This window comes from Burkholderia sp. AU19243, from assembly GCF_018148075.1.
GTDB lineage: Bacteria > Pseudomonadota > Gammaproteobacteria > Burkholderiales > Burkholderiaceae > Burkholderia > Burkholderia latens_A.
Genome location: NZ_JAGSTV010000004.1, coordinates 421372 through 442323, shown reverse-complemented (window position 1 = coordinate 442323; position 20952 = coordinate 421372). Strand labels below are relative to the sequence as shown.

Here is a 20952-nt window from a genome sequence, read left to right as displayed (position 1 = left end):
CCATGTATCTCGGACTCGATCTCGGCACGTCCGGTGTAAAGGCGGTGCTGCTCGACCGCGACGGCGCGGTGCGCGCGAGCGCGAGCCGCCCGCTGACCGTCAGCCGGCCGCAACCGCGCTGGTCCGAACAGGCGCCGCGCGACTGGTGGGACGCCGCATGCGGCGCGCTGGCCGCCGTCGTCGACGCGGCCCGTGCGGCCGGCATCGACCCGCACGACATCTCCGCGCTCGGGCTGACGGGGCAGATGCACGGTGCGACGCTGCTCGACGAACACGGCGACGTGCTGCGCCCCGCGATCCTGTGGAACGACGGGCGCGCGGATGCGGAGTGTTCGGAGCTCGAGCGGCTCGCGCCCACGCTGCGCACGGTGGCCGGCAACATCGCGATGCCGGGCTTCACCGCGCCGAAGCTGCTGTGGCTGCGCCGTCACGAGCCCGACGTATTCGCACGCATCGCATACGTGTTGCTGCCGAAAGACTATTTGCGTTACCGGCTGACCGGCGCGTTCGCGACCGATCCGTCGGATGCCGCCGGCACGCTGTGGCTCGACGTCGCGAAGCGCGACTACGACGACACGCTGCTCGCCGCGTGCGGGCTGTCGCGTGCGCAGATGCCGGCGGTGTTCGAGGGGAACCGCGTGACAGGCACGCTGCTGCCGGCGGTGGCGCGCTCGCTCGGGCTGCCGGAGATACCGGTGGTCGCGGGCGGCGGCGACAACGCGGCCGGCGCGGTCGGTGTCGGGATCGTGCGGCCCGGCGACGCACTGCTGTCGCTTGGCACGTCGGGCGTGTATTTCGCGGTGTCGGACGGATTCCGCGCGAACCCCGAGTCGGCGGTGCACAGCTTCTGCCACGCGCTGCCCGATACGTGGCATCTGATGTCGGTGATGCTGAACGCGGCCGGCTGCATCGACTTCACCGCGCAACTGGCCGGTTACGACGGCGTGCCGGCGCTGCTTGCCGACGCCGAAGCGAACGCGCGCACCGGCCGGCCGTGGTTCCTGCCTTATCTGAGCGGCGAGCGCACGCCGCACAACGACGTGAATGCGAAGGGCGTGTTCTACGGGCTCACGGCCGACACGCGGCGCGCGGATCTCGCGAACGCGACGCTCGAAGGCGTCGGCTTCGCGCTGCTCGACGGGATGGACGCGCTGCACGCGGCCGGGCTCACGCCCGACGGCATTACGGTGATCGGCGGCGGCTCGCGCAGCGCGTACTGGACGCAGATGCTCGCCGACCTGAGCGGGCGCGCGCTGACACTGCGCGAGGGCGGCGAGGTCGGGCCGGCGCTGGGCGCCGCCCGGCTTGCGCATCTGGCGGTCGAACCGGATGCGCCGCTCGCGGACGTGTGTCCGCAACCGCCGGTCGTCGCGGTGCGCGAGCCCGACCTTGCGCGGCATGCGTGGTATCGCGACACGCGGCGGCCGACGTTTCGCGCGTTGTACCGCGCGCTCGAACCGGTGTTTGCAACGGGCGCGTGATGCGCGTTGCAGTGAGTCGAGGCGGGCGGCCCGTTCCGGCGGCCGCCCGGCGTTCGTGAAGTGGTTCCATAACAAGGAGTGGAGACATGAAATCCGTAACGCGTCGTACCGTATTGAGTTCGCTTGCCGGCGCCGCTGCGCTGGCGATGTTCGCGCTGGGCGCGCCGCTCGCGCACGCGAGCAAGGACAAGCCCGAGATCGGCTTCTGCATCGACGACCTGCGCGTCGAACGCTGGTCGCGCGATCGCGATTATTTCGTTGCGGCCGCCACCAAGCTCGGCGCGAAGGTGTCGGTGCAGTCGGCCGATGCAAGCGAGGAGCGGCAGATTTCCCAGATCGAGAATCTGATCTCGCGCGGCGTCGACGTGATCGTGATCGTGCCGTTCAATTCGAAAACGCTCGGCAACGTGGTAGCCGAAGCGAGAAAGGCTGGCATCAAGGTCGTATCGTACGACCGCCTGATCCTCGACGCCGACGTCGATGCGTACATCTCGTTCGACAACGAGAAGGTGGGCGAACTGCAGGCGCAGGGCGTGTTCGACGCGAAGCCGAAGGGCAACTATTTCCTGCTTGGCGGCGCGCCGACCGACAACAACGCGAAGATGCTGCGCGAAGGGCAGTTGAAGGTGCTCAAGCCCGCGATCGATCGCGGCGACATCAAGGTCGTCGGCCAGCAGTGGGTGCCCGAATGGAGCGCGTCGACCGCGCTGCGGATCGTCGAGGACGCGCTGACCGCGAACAACAACAAGATCGACGCGATCGTCGCATCGAACGACGGCACCGCCGGCGGCGCGATCCAGGCACTCGCCGCGCAACATCTGGCCGGCAAGGTTCCGGTGTCCGGGCAGGATGCGGACCTCGCCGCGGTGAAGCGCGTGATCGCCGGCACGCAGACGATGACCGTCTACAAGCCGCTGAAGCTGATCGCGAGCGAAGCCGCGAAGCTGGCGGTCGATCTCGCGAAGGGCGCGAAGCCTGCATTCAACGCGCAATACGACAACGGCAAGAAGAAGGTCGACACGGTGCTGCTGCAGCCGACGCTGCTGACCAAGCGCAACGTCGACGTCGTCGTGAAGGACGGCTTCTACACCCAGGCCCAGCTGGCGAGCCAGTAAGCGTACGACGGAACGCGACGCGCGGCCGCGACGACGGCGGCCGCGTCTACTGCGAGGCAATGAACGTATGACCGAACCCTTGCTGACGATGCGCGGCATCGTCAAGGCATTCGACGGCGTGAAGGCGCTCGACGGGATCGACCTGACCGTGCGTCCCGGCGAATGCGTCGGGCTCTGCGGCGAGAACGGCGCCGGCAAGTCGACATTGATGAAGGTGCTGTCGGGCGTGTACCCGCATGGCACGTGGGACGGCGAAATCCGCTGGGAAGGCGAGCCGCTCGTCGCGTCGGGCGTGCGCGACACCGAGCGCGCGGGCATCGTGATCATTCACCAGGAGCTGATGCTCGTGCCCGAGCTGTCGGTTGCCGAGAACATCTTCCTGGGCAACGAGATCACGCTGCCCGGCGGCCGCATGCATTACGCGGAGATGGTGCGGCGCTCGGAAGCGTTGCTGCGCGAGCTGCGCATCGACGCGATCAACGTCGCGCAGCCGGTGATGAACTACGGCGGCGGTCACCAGCAGCTGATCGAGATCGCGAAGGCGCTGAACAAGCGCGCGAAGCTGCTGATCCTCGACGAGCCGTCGTCGTCGCTGAGCGCGGCCGAGACGCGCATCCTGCTCGATATCGTGCGCGACCTGAAGCGCCGCGGCGTTGCGTGCGTATACATCTCGCACAAGCTCGATGAAATCGAAGCCGTGTGCGACACCGTGACCGTGATCCGCGACGGCCGCCATGTCGCGACCGAGCCGATGCGCGCGCTGACCACCGACCGGATCATCGCGATGATGGTCGGGCGCGAGATCAGCAACCTGTATCCGCGCGAGCCGCACGAGATCGGCGACATCGTGCTCGAAGCGCGCAACGTCACTTGTCACGATGTCGCGAATCCGCGCCGCAAGCGCGTGGACGACGTGTCGTTCAGCGTGCGCCGCGGAGAAATCCTCGGCGTGGCCGGGCTCGTCGGCGCGGGCCGCACCGAGCTGATGCAGGCGATTTTCGGCGCGTATCCGGGGGCGAGCACGGCGAGCGTGCGCATCAACGGCCGGCCGCTCGCGATCCGTGCGCCGGCCGATGCGATCCGCGCGGGCATCGCGATGGTCCCGGAGGATCGCAAGCGTCACGGGATCGTGCCGCAGCTCGGCGTCGGCCACAACATCACGCTGTCGGTGCTGCGCCGGTTCGCCGCGCGCGGCCGGATCGATGCGGCCGCCGAACTCGACGCGATCCGCACCGAAATGCAGAGGCTGTCGGTGCGTGCCGCGCACCCGTTCCTGCCGATCGCGAGCTTGTCCGGCGGCAACCAGCAGAAGGCGGTGCTCGCGCGGATGCTGCTCGCCGACCCGCAGGTGCTGATCCTGGACGAACCGACCCGCGGCGTCGACGTCGGCGCTAAGGCCGAGATTTACCGGCTGATCTTCGCGCTCGCGAAACGCGGCGTCGCGCTGATCGTCGTGTCGTCGGAGCTGCCGGAAGTGCTCGGGCTTGCCGATCGTGTGATCGTGATCGGCGAAGGCGAGCTGCGCGGCGATTTCGTCAACGAAGGTCTCACGCAGGAACAGATACTCGGCGCCGCGCTGAAGCCCGCGCGGCGTCCGGCCGACCCCATTGCAGCGAGTGCGACATGAATACCGAACTTTCCTCTTCCTCCACCGTGCCGCCGGACACCGGCGCGCGCCGCCTGCGCGGCCGTCCGCTGAGCCAGATCTTCGTGCGCTACAAGGTGCTCGCGCTGCTGTTCGCGGTTGCGGCGATCTGGGTGTTCTTCTCCGTGCTGACCGACGGCGCGTTCGTCACGCCGCGCAACGTGTCGAACCTGCTGCGGCAGATGTCGATCACGGGAATGCTCGCGTGCGGGATGGTCTTCGTGATCATCGCCGGCGAGATCGACCTGTCGGTCGGCTCGCTGCTGGGGCTGCTCGGCGGCGTCGCGGCGATCCTCGACGTCAATCGCCACTGGCCGGTTGCGGCGACGGTGCCGGCGGTGCTCGCGCTCGGCGTGCTGGTCGGGTTGTTCAACGGCTGGTGGTCGACGTATCGGCGCGTGCCGTCGTTCATCGTCGGGCTGGGCGGGATGCTCGCGTTCCGCGGGATCCTGCTTGGCGTGACGGGCGGCTCGACGATCGCGCCGGTATCGGACGGCTTCGTGTTCATCGGGCAAGGCTATCTGCCGCGCGCGGCGGGCGACGGCCTCGCGGTGCTGCTGTTCGCGCTGGTCGCGCTGCTGGTCTTCCGGCAGCGCGGTACGCGGCGCCGCTACAAGCTCGCGGTCGCGCCGCTGTGGCAGGACGTCGCGAAGATCGTCGGGGCCGGCGCGGTGCTGTTCGCATTCGTCGCGACGCTCGACCGCTACGGCGGCATCCCGGTGCCCGTGCTGCTGCTGCTCGCGTTGCTCGGCGTGTTCTCGTGGATCGCGACGCAGACGGTGTTCGGCCGGCGCATCTACGCAGTCGGATCGAACCTGGAGGCGACGCGGCTGTCGGGGGTCGACACCGATCGCGTAAAACTGGCGATATTCGCGCTGATGGGGTTGATGTGTGCGTTCGCCGGCATCGTCAATACCGCGCGGCTTGCGGCCGGCTCGCCGTCGGCGGGCTCGATGGGCGAGCTCGATGCGATCGCCGCATGCTTCATCGGCGGCACGTCGATGCGCGGCGGCTCGGGCACCGTCTACGGTGCGCTGATCGGCGCGCTCGTGATGGCGAGCCTCGACAACGGGATGTCGATGCTCGACGTCGACGCGTACTGGCAGATGATCGTCAAGGGCGCGGTGCTGGTGCTGGCGGTGTGGATCGACGTGGTGTCGCGGTCGAACCGGCGGTGACGCGAGGCGACGTGAGGCAACGGCAACGTGGGGCCGCCGCCGCTCAGTGCAGCGGCACGCCCCATGCCGCGGTCACGTTGCCGCCGAGCCGCCATTCCGTGAACGGGCGGCGCGGCGCGATCATTGCCTGCAGGCGGCGATCGCCGAAGCGGGCGTAATACGGCTCGAGCCAGCTCAGCTCGCCGCGCAGCGTCCACGGAAACAGCGTCTGCGGGACCGGCGTGATCTTCGCGAAGGTCGCGGGATCGTTCACCGCGTCGATCACGAGGTTCGCGAGGCGGCCGATCGCGCCATCGTTTTCCCGATAGAGATCGATATGCCGCCGCTGCACCAGTTCGGCTGCGAACACGAGCGGCAGCAGCGCGAACGTGTGATAGTGCAGCGCGCGGTTGCCACGCTTCACTTCACGCGCAAGCGCGCCGTCGGGGCCGATGTCGCGAATGCCTTCGCGCACCCGCACGAGCCCCGAATCGACGAGGCTCGCGTTGCCGGTCACGGTGCCGGTCGCGATCAGGTCGAGCCCGGCCCAGTACACGAGATTGTTGTGCAGGCGATTGATCGCTTCCGCATTGCGGGTGGCGATCGCGATGCGTTCGAGCCACGGGCCGAGCGCGTCGAGCCGCGCGCGGTTTGCGTCGCGCACGTCGCGCGGCATGCGCACGATCACCATCGCGAAGTCGGTGCCGGCCCACGAGCGCTCGAAATATCCCTGGTAACCGTCGATCGGCCCCATCAGTGCGTCGGCTTGCGACCAGCGTTCCAGCAATGCGAGCGCGCACGACCAGTCGCCGCGATCGGCAGCGGAATTGAGCCGCGCGATGAAGTCGCGCATCGGTTTGACCGCGCGTGCGTAGCCTGCCGCATCGTCGTAATAGCCGGGCGGATCGATGCTCGCCACGGCGGCGGGCACGTCGCACGCGCGCACGGGCGCCGACGCGCAGAATGCGGCGGCTGCGAGCAGCGCGGCGGACGCCAGACGCTTCTTCGAATCGCGCATGCGGGCCTCGGCTTGAAAGATGGCGAGGGCGCAAGCCGTACCGCGCTGCGCGGCGCACGGCGTCGATGCCGCGCGCGTCTTGCCGCACGCAGTCTAGCGTTCGGGTCTTTCATCCGCCTTTCTCGCCGTCGCATTCGTGCGTGCGGCACGCATGGTAGCTGCGGCACGCACCGCGCATCGGTGCCGCCGCCGTGGCTGGGTGCGGCGCATGCGTTGCGCTATCCTGTCGCGATCGACAATTCACCCGACGCCATGAAGCGCCCGTCGTTCTCCACCCAACTCGTGATGTTGTGGGCACTCGTTGCCGCATTGTGCGCGACGCTGGTCGCGCTCGTGTGGATCGTGGCCCGTTCCGCCGAGAGTGAACAGATCGCCGGCGCGCGCGCGCAGGGCGCGGCCGCATGCGAGGCGGTCGCGGCCCGCTATGCGGGCTCGGTGCAGCCGTCCGCCCGGCGACCCGATCCCGAGCCGATGCACGCGATCCTCGACATCGTGCTCGCGCACGCGCCGGACGTCGAAGGCGGCTTCTGGACGCGCGACGGTGCCGGCGGCGACGGCCGTTTTCTCGCCTATGCGTTTCCAACCTATCAGGGCAGCGGCATCAAGCGCGACGTGCCGGAAGCGGAAACCCCGCTGATCGTTCGCACGCTGGGCGCGGCGGCCGCTACGCGCGCCACTGCGACGAACGTCGTCGAAGGCGCGCAGGATGCGGTCGTGGCGGTTGCGTGTCCGGTGCCGGCGGGGCCGGATCTGTTCGTCTGGATGCTGACCCGCGCGCATCCGCCGCTCGGCCGGCATGGCGAACTGCTCGCGACGGGGCTCGCGGCGGTGCTCGCGGTGCTTCTCGCGATCGCCGCGGCGCTCGCGTTCGCGTTGCGCCGCTGGAAGCGCAATCTCGGCCGCGTCGAGGCGGCACTGTCGCCGGCGGCGCGCGCCACGCACCTGCCGCGTGTCGGCGAGCCGGATCTGGACCGGATCATCGACGCGTTCAACGCGCATGCGCGGCAAGCCGAGCGATTGCAGCAGCAGGCCGGCGAACTGGCCGCGCGGCTCGCGCAGGCCGAGCGCTTCGGCATGCTCGGCAAGCTCGCCGCGCAGCTCGCGCATGAGATTCGCAACCCGATGGGCGCGATGCGGCTGAAGGCCGAGAATGCGCTCGTCGCCGACAGCGGCCGCCAGCAGGACGCGCTGCGCGTCATCCTCGCGCAGATCGCCCGGATCGACACGCAGCTGTCGGGGCTGCTCGCGCTCACGCAGCCGGTGAGCCCGCACATCGCGCGCGTCGATCTCGATGCATGGCTGCCGGCGGTCGTCGACGCACACCGCGAGCTCGCGCAGCGCCAGTCGGTCGCGCTCGCATGCAAGCCCGACGGGCGCGGCGAGCGGTTCGCGCCGCCGTCCGACAACCCGGCGTTCGATCCCGACCAGATGCGCCGCGCGCTCGACAACCTGCTGCTCAATGCGCTGCGCCATGCGGGCGACGGCGGCGCGGTGTCGGTCACGGCCGTGCGCGCGACGGCCGATGCAGGCGCGACGCTGCGGTTCACGGTGTCCGATACGGGCCCGGGCGTGCCCGATGCGCAACGCGAGCGGATCTTCGAGCCGTTCGTGACGGGCCGCGCGGACGGCACGGGCCTGGGCCTCGCAGTCGTGCGCGAAGTGGCGGCCGCGCACGGCGGCCGCGCGTGGCTCGATGCGACGCCGGGCGGCGCTTCTTTCGTGATCGAGATTCCATGGCAACCATCCTGATCGTCGACGACGACGCCGCGTTTCGCGACGGCCTTGCGGAAACGCTGCACGATCTCGGTCATCGCGTGGTCGAGGCCGCATCGGGGCGCGCCGCGCTTTCGATGCTGCGCGACGACCGCCGTATCGATTGCGTGTTCCTCGATTTCCGCCTGCCGGACCTCGACGGCCTCGCGGTGCTCGCGCAATGGCGTGACGACGCCGCACTCGCCGCGATTCCGGTCGTGATGCTGACCGCGCATGCGACCAGCGACAACACGATCGACGCGATGCGCGCCGGCGCGTTCGACCATCTGACGAAGCCGGTCGGGCGCCGCGACATCGTGCAAGTGCTCGAGCGCATCGTGTCCGCACATGCGCCGCGCGCCGACGGCGACGCGGACACAGGTGCGTTTGCCGGCGAGCGCGCGTCGGATCGCCCGCGCTTGCTCGGTGTCAGCGCCGCGATCCGCGACGTGCAGAAACAGCTGGGGCGCGCCGCGACGAGCGATGCAACGGTGCTTGTCACCGGCGAAACCGGCACCGGCAAGGAAGTGGCCGCGCGCGTGCTGCACGCGGCGTCGGCACGGCATGCCGGGCCGTTCGTGGCCGTGAACTGCGCGGCCATTCCGGCCGAGTTGCTCGAAAGCGAATTGTTCGGACATCGCCGCGGCGCGTTCACGGGCGCGCAGGCGGATCGCACGGGACGGCTCGTCGAGGCCGACGGCGGCACGCTGTTTCTCGACGAGATCGGCGACATGCCCGCCGCAATGCAGGCGAAGCTGCTGCGCGCGTTGCAGGAGCGCGAGGTGACGCCGCTCGGCGCGGACCGCCCGACGCCGGTCGACATTCGCGTAGTGGCCGCGACGCACCGCGATCTTGCCGCGGCCGTTGCGAGCGGCACGTTTCGCGAAGACCTGTTCTACCGGCTGAACGTCATCCCGCTGCACCTGCCGCCGCTTGCCGAGCGCGTGGCCGACATCCTTCCGCTCGCCGCGCACTTTCTCGAACGCGCGGCCGGTGCACGCCCGCTGCATCTGACGAACGATGCGCAGCGCGCGCTGCTCGGCCACCGCTGGCCCGGCAACGTGCGCGAACTGCGCAACGTGATGGAGCGCGTTGCCGCGCTCGCACCCGGACCTGCGATCACCGCGGCCGATCTCGCGCTCGGTGCCGCGCCCGCGGCGGGCGCGCCCGCGGATGCCGCGCTTCCCGCGTTCCTGTTCGACCTGCCGCTGCCCGATGCGCTGGCGGCGGTCGAGCGGGCGGCGATCCTGCGCGCGCTCGAGCGCGCGAACGGCAATCGGGCCGAAGCCGCACGCCAACTCGGCATCGGCCGCCAGTCGCTGTATGCGCGCATGGCCAACCTCGGGATCGCGCGCGACGACTGAGCGGGGCGCCGGGTGTCGGATTTTCCGACACAGGCTGCGCGCATCTGTCGGCCTGTCCGACACCCGCTCGGCGGCGGCCCGACGCGGGGCGCCGCCGCACGGGCGCGCGTGCGGTGGCACGGGGTTTGCAAATAGCGTGTACCGCAACCCGTCGTCGCGGTGCGCTCACGCCGCGCGCTTGGCCGCCGCAATGTGCGTCCGCCTTCCGTCGATGCGCAACGCACGCGACGACATCCCGATGGAGGATTCACCTCATGCACTGGATCGATCCGGCGTGCCTGCCCGAAACGCGCGGCCGCGTTACCCAATTCCTGATCAATCCGCACGGCGAAGTCGACGGGCTGATCCTGAACGGCGACCTGCAGGTTCACGTGCCGCCGCATCTCGGCCGCGAACTCGTGCGGCACGTCGCGTGCGGCGATCGCATCCGCGTGCGCGGCATCAAGCCGCGCGGTGCCGACATGATCGCGGCCGTACAACTGACCGGTCGCGACGGCGCGGACATCGTCGATACCGGGCCGGCTCACGAGCCGCGTCCGCTGCCACGCGCGGGCCGCGAACCGATGGACGTTCGCGGCGAGGTCGCATTTGCGCTGCATGGACCGAAAGGCGAGTGCAACGGCGCGCTGCTGACCGATGGCATCGCGGTACGCATGCCGCCGCACGCGGCTGCCGAACTCGCCGACTATCTGCGTCCCGGCACGCACGTGCAGGTATGGGGCGACGCGATCGTTACGCCGCACGGTACGACGATCGATGCCACCGACATCGCCGAACTCGTCGATGCGCCGGCCGCGTGAGTGCGCAACGGCGATGAGACCGGCGCGCGCGCTCGAAGCGCTCAACTTCTTCCTCGCCGACGTGCAGGCCGGGATCGGCCCGTTCGCGGGCGTCATCCTGTTGTCCCGCGGCTGGAGCGCGGACGCAATCGGCTCCGTGATGACGCTCGCGGGCCTGGCGGCGATGGCGGCGACGCCGTTGGCCGGCGCGCTGGTCGATGCGCTGCGCGCGAAGCGCACGCTGATCGTCGGCGCGACGGCTGCAACCGCGTTCGCAACCGTGATGCTGCGTTTCGCCGACGGCTACCCGGCGGTAGCGGCCTCGCAGGTCGTCGCCGCCGTCTGCGGCGCGGCGCTTGCACCGGCGGTCGCGGGCGTGACGCTCGGCATCGTGCGCACGCACGGCTTCGATCGGCAGTTCGGCCGCAATCAAATGGCCAACCACGCAGGCAACGTCGCCGGCGCGGCGCTCGCTGGCTGGCTCGGCTGGCATGCGGGATTCGATGCGTTATTTGCGCTCGTGGCGGTATTCGCGGTGCTTGCGATCGGGAGCGCTTGCGCGATTCCCGCGCGCGCGATCGACCATGCGTGCGCGCGCGGTCTTGCCGGGCACGAGCAGGATGGCGCGGGCCGCGCCCCGCGCGCCGGGAACGATCCGGGCCGAGAGCGGGCGAATGACGCTGCGGGTCCGAGCACCGGCGCGTGGCGCACGCTCGCGGCGAACCGGCCGCTGCTGCTGCTCGGCGTGTCGCTCGCGCTGTTTCACCTCGGCAATGCGGCGATGCTGCCGCTGTACGGTATGGGCGTCGTCGCCGCGCACCGCAGCGATCCGAGCGCGTTTACCGCGCAGACCATCGTGATCGCGCAATGCGTGATGATCGCGGCAGCATGGTGCGCGCCGCGGCTGATTCGCGATCACGGATACTGGCGCGTGCTGCTGCTGTCGTATCTGGTGCTGCCGGTGCGCGGCGTGCTCGCGGCCATGCTGATGAGCGAGGCGGGTGTGTGGCCGGTGCAGTTGCTCGACGGCATCGGTGCCGGTCTGCAAAGCGTCGTCGTACCGGCGCTCGTCGTGCGGCTGCTCGACGGCTCGGGGCGCGTGAATGCCGGACAGGGCGCGGTCGCCACCGCGCAAGGCATCGGCGCGGCGCTGAGCCCGGTGCTCGGCGGCGTGCTCGCGCAGCATTACGGCTATCCGGCGGCCTTCGTCGTGCTGGGCGCGGTGTCGACGGGTTCGGTCGCATTGTGGCTCGGTCACGCGCGCTCGTTGCGCGACGCGTGCGGCAAGCCGCCGCGCGGCGGCGCGCCGGGCGATTTGCCGGCCGCATCGCGATGAAGCGCGCGCCGGTTCGTTCCCGATATCCGGGGTGCCGATGCGATGAATAGCGCCCCGTTTGCGTGGCTGATTTCTGCGCTGGCCACCGCCGGCGTGATCGTGCGCCCGTTCGGCTGGCCCGAGGCGATCTGGGCCGTGGCTGGCGCGGTGCTGCTGGTCGGTCTCGGCTTGTTGCCGGTGCATGCCGCGCTCGCCGCCGTTGCGAAAGGCGGCGACGTGTACCTGTTCCTCACAGGGATGATGCTGCTGTCCGAGGTCGCGCGTCGCGAAGGGCTGTTCGACTGGATTGCCGCGCATGTCGTGAATCGCGCACGCGGTTCGCCGCGGCGGCTGTTTGCACTCGTCTATCTGGTCGGGACCGTCACGACCGTGTTCCTGTCGAATGACGCGACCGCCGTCGTGCTGACCCCGGCCGTGTTCGCGGCCGCGCGCCGCGCGAAGACAGACCCGCTGCCGCTGCTGTACATCTGCGCGTTCGTCGCCAACGCGGCGAGCTTCGTGCTGCCGATCTCGAATCCCGCGAACCTCGTGTTGTACGGCGCGCACATGCCCGCGCTCGGCACGTGGCTCGCACGTTTCGCGCTGCCGTCCGTTGCGTCGGTCGCGTGTACGTACGCGATGCTGCGCGCGACGCAGCGGCACGCGCTGCACGGCCGCTGCGCGACCGGTCTGCCGGTGCCGCCGCTCGCCGCGGGCGGTCGCATCGCGCTGGCCGGCATCGCCGCGACGGCCGCCGCGCTGATGGGCGTGTCGCTGCTCGACCGGCCGCTCGGGTTGCCGACCGCGGTGGCTGGCGTCGTCACTGCAGCGTGCGTGCTGTGGCGCGATCGCGCCGCGTGCGGGCCGATGCTGCGTGCAATCTCGTGGAGCGTGCTGCCGCTCGTGGCCGGCCTGTTCGTCCTGGTCGACGCGCTCGATCGTACCGGCGCGGTGCATGCGCTGGCCGACACGTTGCGCGCGCTGACGGCGGCCGGCGCGGCACGTGCGGCGGCGGCGTCGGGCGTCGCCGTCGCCCTTGGGTCGAACCTGGTCAACAACCTGCCTGCCGGGCTCCTCGCGAGCGCGACCGTCGGTGTCGCGCACAGCCCGCAGCCGGTGATCGACGCGCTGCTGATCGGCGTCGATCTCGGGCCGAACCTGTCCGTCACCGGATCGCTCGCAACGATCCTGTGGCTCGCGGCCATCCGCCGGGAAGGGCAACAGGTCAGCGCGGCGAAATTCGCCGCGATCGGCGTATGCGTGATGCTGCCCGCGCTTGCGGCGGCGCTTGCGGTACGGCTTGCGTAGAGAGTGACCGGACACGAAGCACGACGTTCCAACGCATGCGGGCGGCACGGGCCGGTGACGGCCGCCGTGGCGCGGCTAGCGGAAATCGATCGCCGGCCGCCCGCTACCCCGCATCCGCCTTGATGAAATCCACGAACGCGCGCAGCGGAGCCGGCACGAAGCGCCGCCCCGGATAGTACAGATACGGGCCCGGGAACGGCCGCCACCAGCCGTCGAGCACGGGTTCGAGCGCACCGCTCGCCAGGTGCGGGCGCAGCCAGTCTTCGTACAGGTGCACGATGCCGAGCCCCGCACAGGCGGCGTCCACCGCGAGATCGACGGCGCCGCCGATCTGCACGACGAGCGGCCCGGCCGGCTCCACGCGCACGACTTCGCCGTCGCATTCGTACTCCCACGCCGGCATCGCGCCGCTCGCGAAGCGGCCGCGCAGGCACGCGTGATCGAGCAGGTCGCGCGGATGGGCCGGGCGCCCGCGACGGTCGAGATAGGCGGGTGCTGCGGCAGTCGCGAAGCGTTGCAAACGCGGGCCGATCGGCACGGCGATCATGTCCTGCTCGAGGCGCTCGTCGTAGCGGATCCCGGCGTCGCAGCCGGCGGCGAGGATATCGACGAAGCTCTCGTCCGCGATGACCTCGACGCGGATCTCCGGATACGCATCGAGAAAACGCGGAACGATCGACGGCAGCACGAGCCGCGCGGCGCTCATCGGGACATTCAGCTTCAGCGTACCGACCGGTTTCTCGCGGAACGTGTTGACCACGTCGAGCGCCGCCTCCACCTCGACGAGCGCCGGCGTGAGCCGCGCAAGCAGGCGCGCGCCGGCTTCGGTCGGCGACACGCTGCGCGTCGTGCGGTGCAGCAGCCGCACGCCGAGCTGCGCCTCGAGCCGGCGTACGGCTTCGCTGAGCCCCGACGCACTCGCGCCGGCCACGCGTGCGCCCTCGCGGAAGCCCTTCGCGCGGGCCACCGCCACGAACGCATTCAGATCGCCGAGATCGACTTGCATTGTTCGCCTTTTCGTACAGGTTGTGCACATTATTGCCGGTTATCGCGCAGCGCGACACGGCGTAACCTGCGATTCATTCATTCGATCCAGGAGTCACGCCATGTCACCCATCGTTCAATCCGGCACCTTTTCCATTGCAGGCCGCCGCGTGCATCGCGTCGGTTATGGCGCGATGCAGCTGGCCGGTCCCGGCGTATTCGGGCCGCCGAGAGACCGCGCCGCGGCGCTCGCCGTGCTGCGCGAAGCCGTGGAATCGGGCGTCGACCATATCGACACCAGCGATTTCTACGGTCCGCACGTGACGAACCGGCTGATTCGCAAAGCGCTGCATCCGTATCGCGACGACCTGCTGATCGTGACCAAGATCGGTGCGAAGCGCGGCGACGACGGTTCGTGGCTGCCCGCGTTCTCCGCCGACGCGCTGGCCGCCGCCGTGCACGACAACCTGCGCAACCTCGGCCTCGACGTGCTCGATGTCGTCAACCTGCGGATCATGTTCGACGTGCACGGTCCGGCCGAGGGCTCGATCGAGGCGCCGCTGACGGCGCTGGCCGAACTGCAGCGGCAGGGGCTCGTGCGGCACATCGGGCTGAGCAACGTGACGGCCGCGCAGATCGCCGAAGGCCGGCGAATCTGCGACATCGTCTGCGTGCAGAACCATTACAACCTCGCGCACCGCGACGACGATCGCCTGATCGATGCGCTCGCACGCGACGGCATCGCTTACGTACCGTACTTTCCGCTCGGCGGTTTCAGTCCGTTGCAATCGTCGACGCTCGATGCCGTCGCCGCGCGGGTCGGCGCGACGCCGATGCAGACCGCGCTCGCGTGGCTGCTGCGCCGCGCGCCGAATATCCTGCTGATTCCGGGCACGTCGTCGGTCGCGCATCTGCGCGAGAATCTGGCGGCGGGGGCGCTGGTGCTGCCGGATGACGCCGTGCGCGAGCTGGATGGTGTCGCAGCGGCCGGCCGTTGATCGCGCCGGCGAGCGGCGGATTCCACCGCCGCGCTCGCCGGCGCGATGCACGCTTCAGCGAGCCTGACCCAACTGCTCGTCGATCGACCGCGTGAGCGGCGACTGCACGTCGCCGGTGTGTTTGGTCTGAACGGGCTCGATCAGCACGATCCAGCATTCGTCGTCGGCCACCGGATTGTGCTGCGTGCCGCGCGGCACGACATGCATCGAGCCGGCAGGCAAGTCCACGACGCGGCCGCCTTCGTACTCGATCTTCAGATGCCCGCGCACGACGAAGAACAGCTCGTCTTCGTGCGCATGGTCGTGCCACACGAGCTGGCCGCGAACCTTCGCGACCTTCACGTACTGATCGTTGACCTGCGCGACGATCTTCGGCGACCAGTAGTCCGAAACATCGGCGAATGCGGATTCGAGGTCGAACGATTCGGCAAACGGAACGGCGGGAAGGGGCATTTCGTCTCCAGATCCAGTGTTGCGCATGCGGGAGCGACACCGGCGCGAAGCCGGCCGTCGACACGCGGGGAACGCCGATTATAGGCGCGCCGCCATGACGCTGCATGACGGCGCGGCGCGGCGCGGCGCGGCGCAGTGCTCAGCGCGCCAGCGCGACCGCGAAGTCGCGGTACGTGCGCAGCGGGCGGCCGAGGATCGCGGTCAGCCGTTCGACGTCGCCGGCCTGAGCCGCCATCCCGTCGCTGACGTAGCGTTCGGCCATTAGCCGCATCTCGTATGCCATCCACTTCGGCATGAAGCCCGCGAGGTTGTTCTCGAACGCGGCCGGATCGTCGCCGCCGTATGCGACCGGCCGGCCCAGCACGTCGGACCAGATCGACGCCAGTTGCGGACCGGTCAGCGTGTCGGGGCCGACCAGATTGATCGTCTGGACCGGCAGCTTGCCCGGCGCGTCGTTGCGGCGGATCAACTCGAAGGCGGCGACTTCCGCGATGTCGCGCACGTCGACCATCGCGACGCCCTTGCTGCCGATCGGCATCGGATACACGCCGTGGCCGACGATCGCGTCCTTGACCATCCGATCGTTTTCCATGAAATACGCGGGCCGCAGGATCGTCGCACTGAAACCCATCTGTTCGATCATCCGCTCCGCGCCGGATTTCACCGCGAAGTGCGGCACGTTCACGAAGCGGTCGGCGTGCAGCACCGACAGATAGACGACGCGCTCGATACCCGCATCGCGGGCGAGATTCAGCGCGATCAGCGCCTGCGTGAACTCGTCGCCTGCGACGCCGTTGAGCAGGAACAGCGTGCGCACGCCGGCGAATGCGGTGCGCATCGCGTCGAGATCGAGCATGTCGCCCTGGACGACCGCGACCGCGGCCGGGAAATCGGCCTTCGACGGATCGCGCACGAGCACGCGCACGTCGGCGCCGCGCTCGACGAGTTGATGGACGACCTGGCGGCCGACACGGCCGGTCGCACCGGTAACGAGGATGGTCATGATGTTCACTCCTGGGGTTACGGTTGAGTTGACTGCCCAGGTAAGTTAAGTGATCCACACATGATCCGGAAGGTATGGTAAATAGACGAGGTGTCTCATTGGTGGAACGCATGGACCTGCTCGCTCTCGCCGATTTCAATCTCGTCGCCCGTCACGGCAGTTTCGGTGAAGCCGCCCGCGCGGCCGGTCGCCCTAAGGCGACGCTGTCGCGCCGCGTGACGGAACTCGAGAACAGCCTCGCGTTGCGTTTGTTCGAACGCGGGTCGCGCGGCGTGACGCTCACGCAGGAAGGGCGCGCGCTGTACGAGCGCACGGGCGCGCTGCTCACCGAGCTGGCCGACAGCGCGTCGGCGATCGCGTCGGGCGGCGAGCGCCCGCGCGGGCGGCTGCGCATCAGCGCGCCGACGCTGTTTTCCCAGCTGGCGATGGGCAGGCTCGTGGCGACGTTCGTCGCCAAATATCCGGACGTGCGCCCGGACGTTACGACGGAAGACCGCCCGGTCGACATGATCGACGAAGGTTACGACCTGGTGATCCGCGTGAACCCCGACCCGGACGAAAGCCTGATCGGCCGCGTGCTGCTGCGCGACCGGCTCGTCGTCGTCGCGGCGCCTGCGCTGATGCGACCGGCCGGCGATGCGGCCGTACCGGCCATCGTCCGCGGCGGGGACGACGGCCGCGATGCGTGGGACGTCGTCGGCCCGACCGGCAGGGCGCGCATCCGGTTCGAGCCGGTCGTACGGCTGTCGTCGCTGCTTATCGTGCGCGATACGGTCAGGCTCGGCGTCGGCGCCGCTTGCCTGCCCGTGTCGCTCGTGAGCCACGAGCTCGCGGCGGGCACGCTCGTCAGCTGGGGCGACGTGCCGGGGCCGGAAATCGCGCTGTGGGCGCTTTATCCGTCGAGGCGGTTGTTGAGCGCGCGCGTTTCCGCGTTTCTCGAGCACCTGAAGGACGCGTTTCCGGCCGGCACGCCGGAAGACCTCGCCGCATACATCGGACCGGCGTGCTGAACCGGCGCCGCGGCGCTCCGACCGCGGCGGCGACGCGGACGCTACGTCCGGTCGCGATGGCGTGCGCGGGTCGCGCCCGTGATCACCGCGACGCCGAACAGAATGACGGCGACGATCTCGATGATGTGCTGCGATACGTGCAGCGTCATCAATCCCCACGCGACGCCGGCGATGAAAATGATCCAGCCGAGCAGGTAGATGAGCAGGGTCATCGTTGTTCTCCTTGTGGTTGGCGGGTTCGTCGGGGGAGCTGCCGCCGCGCGGCATGCCGTTTCATCCGGCCGCTGCCGCATGCGCATGCAGGCCGAGGCGTTCCATCAGACGCTGCGCGTCGAACGGTGCGTTCGTTTTCGCGTCGTTGTCGAAGTAGCAGTACACGTCGCGCGAGCGCGCACGCGGCGGCGACAGGTCCGGCGCCGCGAGATGCGCATCGCCGGGCTGTTCGCCGCGGCGCCACGACTCGATCCTGCGCGCCCATTGCTCGAGCGCCGCGTCCGAGTATTCGCCGGAATACTTCGTTTCGGTGCCGTGCAGCCGCATGTAGACGAAGTCGGCGCTCAGGTCCTCGAACTGCGGCCAGGGTTCGGTCGAATCGGAGACGACGAGCGCGACCTTGTGGCGTCGCAGCAGCTTCACGAAGGCCGGATCGACGAAGCTCGCGTGGCGCACTTCGATCGCATGACGCAGCGGGCGCGTTTCATCGGTGCGCACATAAGGCGTCCTGACGCGGCGATCGTGCTGCTTCGCGAGCGCGCGCGCCGCCTCGGTATCGTGCGGCAACAGGCTCAGAAAATGCGCGATGTGCTCGGGGTCGAAGCGTAGCGACGGCGGAAATTGCCACAGGATCGGCCCGAGCTTGTCCTTCAGCGCGAGCAGCCCTTGCGCGAAGAAATTGGCGCAGGCGACTGTCGCCGCCTCATCGCGAAAGCGCAGCATGTGCGTGAGGTAGCGCGCACCTTTCACGCTGAACGTGAATCCGGGCGGCGTTTCGTCGTACCAGTGCCGCCAGCTGTCCAGCGATTGCAGGCTGTAATGCGTGCCGTTGATCTCGATCGTCTGCATCCGGTGCGACGCGTACTGCAGCTCGGCGGCCTGCTTCAGCCCTTTCGGATAGAAGGTGCCGCGCCAGCCGTCGTAGCGCCAGCCCGAGATGCCGATGTGAATGTCGCCTGAAGTGCTCGTCACGTCGTTGCCCGCCGGGTCCGTTGAATCCCGATGCGGGGAGCAATGCGCGTACCTGCGTACGGAACGCGTTTTGCGTAGGTTGGATCGCGCCTTTCCGGGCGGCGAGAGCGGGGCAACCGTCAGGCGCTTCCCTCAAGCGCGCGCCGCGCACGGGCTCGCCACGACTTTACGCGGCCCGTGTAACCGGCGGAGGCCGCCGCCATTCTGCAACGCAGCGGGCTCGATCCGCGTTGACGGTGGCGCGCGCGCCGCATGCCGGCGGAGGTTCGACGTGAACCGTCGAACCTTGAGCCTCGCCGCCGTTACGACGCCGACAACGTGACCGACACGCCGGTCGCCGTATAAACCGGCGTTGCCTTGAACCCGTCGACCGTCACCGTCGAGAACTTCGCCGCCGCGGCAGCGCCGTCGATCAGCGCGATCGTGTCGCCGGCCTTCGGCGCATAGCCGTTCACGAACTTCACGTGCAGCGTGCCGCCCGCGACGGTAAGCGGGCCGCCGACGCGCAGCCGTCCGCCGCCGTGGCCGTCGATGTCGAGTTCGAGCGTCGTGTTGTCGAGCTGCGTGTAGCGCGTCGCAACCGTCACCGGCGAGGCGGCCGCGATCCGTACGCTGCCGCCGGCGCCCACATAGACGTCGCCATTGCCGAATGCAGTCGCCGACGCGGCAGCGAGCGTGCCGCCGCTCACCTGCGTGCCCCCGGTATAGCTGTTGTTGCCGGCGAGCGTGAGCGTGCCGGTGCCTTGCAGCGTCAGCTTGCCGGCGCCGGCGATATCGTTGCGCCACAGATCGGCCGCATTGAATCCGCCCTGCGATGCGTCCATCGACACGACGACGTTGCCGTTGAACACGCCGTAACCGTCGGCCGCGGCGAACAGGTTCAGCCGGCCCCAGCCCTCCGCATCGTCCATCACCGGATAGCCGGACGGCATTTCGGTGGTCTTCAGCACGACCCGCCGCTGGTCAGCGCTCAGATACGGAAAGCGCGTCTGCAGCAGGATTTCCGCGCCTTTCGGCACCACGGGCGGCGCGTCGGTCGATTCGATCGCGCCGAAGCCGAACGTCATGCGGCGCAGGAACGCGGCCTTGTTCGCGGTGTAATCGGCGAACCGGTCGGTTGCCGTCGTGCCCGAGTGCGCGAACGCGGCGAACGTCGTGCCGGTCGTGCCCGTGAGCTGCTGCAGCGTCTGATGAGCCTGTGCATACGCGGCCTGCGCATCGTTCACATACGCGGTTAGGTTCGCCGCGCTGATCGCGAGCGCGAGCATCCGGCCGCCGATCACGTCGAGCGGCGAGTGCATGCCGGCGAGGATCCGGTTCTCGCCGAGTTCGAGGCCGCGGCCGACCATCTCCTGGAAGCGCTCGGGCACGAGCCACGCCATCGTCATTGCGTCGCGCACCGCTTCGGACGTGTGACCGCTGATGAAGCCGCCGTCGGTGGCGGGCGTCGTGCTTTCGGCGGGCACGAGCGTCGGCGCGACGACGACGCTCGTGCTCCAGCGGTACGGCCGTGCATACTTGTAGAAGCGCTTCGCCGGCTCGGTCGATGCGTTGTTGCCCATCTCGTTGAGCAGATCGACGACCTTGCCGAAGCTTGCATTGGTGCTGCTGCCCACACCGACGTTGTTGCCGGAATCGTTGTACAGCACGGTGGTCGCATCGGCCGGAATGCTCGTGATGCTGGTCGTTTGCTGGGCCGCGGTGCGCCATGCGTCGGTGAGCGGCCCCATGCCGTCGGTCACGCTGTAGCCCTTGCCGCGCCGGTCGTCGAAGTACGCGGCCTCGGCTTGCTGCGGCGTGCGTGCGGCCGTCGCGTCGATCACGTACTGTACGTTGGCGCCCAGTACCGTCGCGTTCAGGATCGTGCCGCACGGCGTGCCGCTGCCGGGCAGGCCCGAGCAGGTCGACGCGACGATCGCCGGGAATGCGCCGTTGGCCGGCGCGTTCACGCCCGCATCGACGAGCATCGTCGACGGTTGCCACAGGTCGAGAAAACGGCTCACCACACGCACCGCCGCGTTGGTCGACAGCGTCGCGTAGCGCGCATCGCCGCGCTGGTTGGTCGCGATGTTGTCGACGAACGCGGGCACGCTCGGCACCGGCGCGCTATCGACGAAGCCGGGGTCGGCCGGCGGCGCCGGCATCGCCGCGCTGGTCGCGGCGGGCGATACGACGTCGTCGCCGCCGCCGCAGGCAGCAAGAACGATCGCACTCGACAGCGCTGCGACGTGCAGCGGGAAACGGCTTCGTGACGCGAACATGCAAAACTCCATCCTCGGGGTGAAAGATGGCGGATTGTCGTGTGCGATCGTGACGCAGCCGTTAAGGATTTGTTGCGGGCCGCGGTCGGCGGGCCAGAATTCTCACTATTTGGTGAATTCGTCA

At 69.4% G+C, this 20952-nt stretch carries 18 protein-coding genes; 11 read left to right on the top strand and 7 right to left on the bottom strand.

What is annotated here, in order from left to right:
- Positions 1-2 precede the first annotated feature (2 nt).
- From xylB to KDW55_RS10740, 4 genes are all read left to right on the top strand, one after another.
- Positions 3-1481, top strand: a complete 1479-nt coding sequence (gene xylB / locus KDW55_RS10755) for a xylulokinase (RefSeq protein ID WP_212160693.1) — start codon at positions 3-5, stop codon at positions 1479-1481.
- A gap of 86 nt (positions 1482-1567) precedes the next feature.
- On the top strand, positions 1568-2596 hold the full coding sequence (gene xylF, locus KDW55_RS10750) for a D-xylose ABC transporter substrate-binding protein (RefSeq protein ID WP_059545553.1): 1029 nt from the start codon (positions 1568-1570) through the stop codon (positions 2594-2596).
- 67 nt (positions 2597-2663) lie between these two features.
- Positions 2664-4223, top strand: coding sequence for a D-xylose ABC transporter ATP-binding protein (gene xylG, locus KDW55_RS10745; RefSeq protein WP_069242376.1), 1560 nt, complete (start codon positions 2664-2666; stop codon positions 4221-4223).
- Entirely contained in the window at positions 4220-5419 is a 1200-nt protein-coding gene (locus tag KDW55_RS10740; protein WP_059545550.1) for a sugar ABC transporter permease, read from the top strand. Before xylG ends, KDW55_RS10740 begins: the two co-directional genes overlap by 4 nt.
- Before the next feature lie 43 nt (positions 5420-5462).
- Here the strand turns inward: KDW55_RS10740 and KDW55_RS10735 are convergent, their stop codons facing one another.
- A complete protein-coding gene (locus tag KDW55_RS10735) occupies positions 5463-6416 on the bottom strand; it encodes a mannuronate-specific alginate lyase (protein WP_212197951.1) in 954 nt (317 codons plus the stop codon).
- Positions 6417-6668: 252 nt separating this feature from the next.
- Here KDW55_RS10735 and KDW55_RS10730 point away from each other — a divergent pair, with 252 nt between their 5' ends.
- The 5 genes from KDW55_RS10730 to KDW55_RS10710 all read left to right on the top strand — a co-directional run bounded on the left by KDW55_RS10730 (position 6669) and on the right by KDW55_RS10710 (position 12934).
- Complete coding sequence (locus tag KDW55_RS10730; protein WP_212197959.1) at positions 6669-8165, top strand: HAMP domain-containing sensor histidine kinase; 1497 nt, start codon at positions 6669-6671, stop codon at positions 8163-8165.
- The gene (locus KDW55_RS10725; protein WP_038571903.1) at positions 8150-9532 is read left to right on the top strand and encodes a sigma-54 dependent transcriptional regulator; all 1383 of its coding nucleotides are present in this window, start codon (positions 8150-8152) and stop codon (positions 9530-9532) included. The genes KDW55_RS10730 and KDW55_RS10725 overlap by 16 nt, the downstream gene beginning before the upstream one ends.
- Before the next feature lie 254 nt (positions 9533-9786).
- Complete coding sequence (locus KDW55_RS10720) at positions 9787-10332, top strand: OB-fold nucleic acid binding domain-containing protein (protein ID WP_038571905.1); 546 nt, start codon at positions 9787-9789, stop codon at positions 10330-10332.
- A gap of 13 nt (positions 10333-10345) precedes the next feature.
- Complete coding sequence (locus KDW55_RS10715; RefSeq protein WP_212197950.1) at positions 10346-11647, top strand: MFS transporter; 1302 nt, start codon at positions 10346-10348, stop codon at positions 11645-11647.
- A 42-nt stretch (positions 11648-11689) separates the two neighbouring features.
- Positions 11690-12934, top strand: a complete 1245-nt coding sequence (locus tag KDW55_RS10710) for an arsenic transporter (RefSeq protein ID WP_038571907.1) — start codon at positions 11690-11692, stop codon at positions 12932-12934.
- Positions 12935-13037: 103 nt separating this feature from the next.
- On the opposite strand, the gene KDW55_RS10705 is transcribed toward KDW55_RS10710, so the two are convergent.
- On the bottom strand, positions 13038-13940 hold the full coding sequence (locus KDW55_RS10705) for a LysR family transcriptional regulator (RefSeq protein WP_212197949.1): 903 nt from the start codon (positions 13938-13940) through the stop codon (positions 13038-13040).
- A 100-nt stretch (positions 13941-14040) separates the two neighbouring features.
- On the opposite strand from KDW55_RS10705, the gene KDW55_RS10700 reads away from it, so the two are divergent.
- Positions 14041-14916, top strand: coding sequence for an aldo/keto reductase family oxidoreductase (locus tag KDW55_RS10700; RefSeq protein ID WP_212160699.1), 876 nt, complete (start codon positions 14041-14043; stop codon positions 14914-14916).
- A gap of 54 nt (positions 14917-14970) precedes the next feature.
- On the opposite strand, the gene KDW55_RS10695 is transcribed toward KDW55_RS10700, so the two are convergent.
- Both KDW55_RS10695 and KDW55_RS10690 read right to left on the bottom strand, forming a co-directional pair.
- The gene (locus tag KDW55_RS10695; RefSeq protein WP_038571919.1) at positions 14971-15369 is read right to left on the bottom strand and encodes a cupin domain-containing protein; all 399 of its coding nucleotides are present in this window, start codon (positions 15367-15369) and stop codon (positions 14971-14973) included.
- Positions 15370-15508: 139 nt separating this feature from the next.
- The gene (locus KDW55_RS10690; protein ID WP_069242382.1) at positions 15509-16372 is read right to left on the bottom strand and encodes an NmrA/HSCARG family protein; all 864 of its coding nucleotides are present in this window, start codon (positions 16370-16372) and stop codon (positions 15509-15511) included.
- 110 nt (positions 16373-16482) lie between these two features.
- Between KDW55_RS10690 and KDW55_RS10685 the strand changes: the two genes are divergently transcribed.
- Positions 16483-17382 carry a LysR family transcriptional regulator gene (locus KDW55_RS10685; protein ID WP_069242383.1) on the top strand — a complete coding sequence of 300 codons (900 nt, stop codon included), beginning with the start codon at positions 16483-16485 and terminating at the stop codon, positions 17380-17382.
- A 41-nt stretch (positions 17383-17423) separates the two neighbouring features.
- Here the strand turns inward: KDW55_RS10685 and KDW55_RS10680 are convergent, their stop codons facing one another.
- The 3 genes from KDW55_RS10680 to KDW55_RS10670 form a co-directional block, all read right to left on the bottom strand.
- Positions 17424-17594 carry a hypothetical protein gene (locus KDW55_RS10680; RefSeq protein WP_167432658.1) on the bottom strand — a complete coding sequence of 57 codons (171 nt, stop codon included), beginning with the start codon at positions 17592-17594 and terminating at the stop codon, positions 17424-17426.
- 61 nt (positions 17595-17655) lie between these two features.
- Entirely contained in the window at positions 17656-18567 is a 912-nt protein-coding gene (locus tag KDW55_RS10675) for a DUF72 domain-containing protein (protein WP_069242384.1), read from the bottom strand.
- A gap of 302 nt (positions 18568-18869) precedes the next feature.
- On the bottom strand, positions 18870-20828 hold the full coding sequence (locus tag KDW55_RS10670; protein WP_212197948.1) for a phosphatase PAP2 family protein: 1959 nt from the start codon (positions 20826-20828) through the stop codon (positions 18870-18872).
- Positions 20829-20952 lie beyond the last annotated feature (124 nt).

What these genes read in the sequence shown, in the direction of transcription:
- KDW55_RS10700 (WP_212160699.1), top strand. Translation starts at nt 14,041, where the DNA reads ATGTCACCCATCGTTCAATCCGGCACCTTTTCCATTGCAGGCCGCCGC.
- KDW55_RS10690 (WP_069242382.1), bottom strand. Translation starts at nt 16,372, where the DNA reads ATGACCATCCTCGTTACCGGTGCGACCGGCCGTGTCGGCCGCCAGGTC.
- KDW55_RS10670 (WP_212197948.1), bottom strand. Translation starts at nt 20,828, where the DNA reads ATGTTCGCGTCACGAAGCCGTTTCCCGCTGCACGTCGCAGCGCTGTCG.
- KDW55_RS10740 (WP_059545550.1), top strand. Translation starts at nt 4,220, where the DNA reads ATGAATACCGAACTTTCCTCTTCCTCCACCGTGCCGCCGGACACCGGC.
- KDW55_RS10720 (WP_038571905.1), top strand. Translation starts at nt 9,787, where the DNA reads ATGCACTGGATCGATCCGGCGTGCCTGCCCGAAACGCGCGGCCGCGTT.
- xylG (WP_069242376.1), top strand. Translation starts at nt 2,664, where the DNA reads ATGACCGAACCCTTGCTGACGATGCGCGGCATCGTCAAGGCATTCGAC.
- KDW55_RS10685 (WP_069242383.1), top strand. Translation starts at nt 16,483, where the DNA reads ATGGACCTGCTCGCTCTCGCCGATTTCAATCTCGTCGCCCGTCACGGC.
- xylF (WP_059545553.1), top strand. Translation starts at nt 1,568, where the DNA reads ATGAAATCCGTAACGCGTCGTACCGTATTGAGTTCGCTTGCCGGCGCC.
- KDW55_RS10695 (WP_038571919.1), bottom strand. Translation starts at nt 15,369, where the DNA reads ATGCCCCTTCCCGCCGTTCCGTTTGCCGAATCGTTCGACCTCGAATCC.
- KDW55_RS10725 (WP_038571903.1), top strand. Translation starts at nt 8,150, where the DNA reads ATGGCAACCATCCTGATCGTCGACGACGACGCCGCGTTTCGCGACGGC.
- KDW55_RS10710 (WP_038571907.1), top strand. Translation starts at nt 11,690, where the DNA reads ATGAATAGCGCCCCGTTTGCGTGGCTGATTTCTGCGCTGGCCACCGCC.
- KDW55_RS10680 (WP_167432658.1), bottom strand. Translation starts at nt 17,594, where the DNA reads ATGACCCTGCTCATCTACCTGCTCGGCTGGATCATTTTCATCGCCGGC.
- KDW55_RS10715 (WP_212197950.1), top strand. Translation starts at nt 10,346, where the DNA reads ATGAGACCGGCGCGCGCGCTCGAAGCGCTCAACTTCTTCCTCGCCGAC.
- KDW55_RS10705 (WP_212197949.1), bottom strand. Translation starts at nt 13,940, where the DNA reads ATGCAAGTCGATCTCGGCGATCTGAATGCGTTCGTGGCGGTGGCCCGC.
- xylB (WP_212160693.1), top strand. Translation starts at nt 3, where the DNA reads ATGTATCTCGGACTCGATCTCGGCACGTCCGGTGTAAAGGCGGTGCTG.
- KDW55_RS10735 (WP_212197951.1), bottom strand. Translation starts at nt 6,416, where the DNA reads ATGCGCGATTCGAAGAAGCGTCTGGCGTCCGCCGCGCTGCTCGCAGCC.
- KDW55_RS10730 (WP_212197959.1), top strand. Translation starts at nt 6,669, where the DNA reads ATGAAGCGCCCGTCGTTCTCCACCCAACTCGTGATGTTGTGGGCACTC.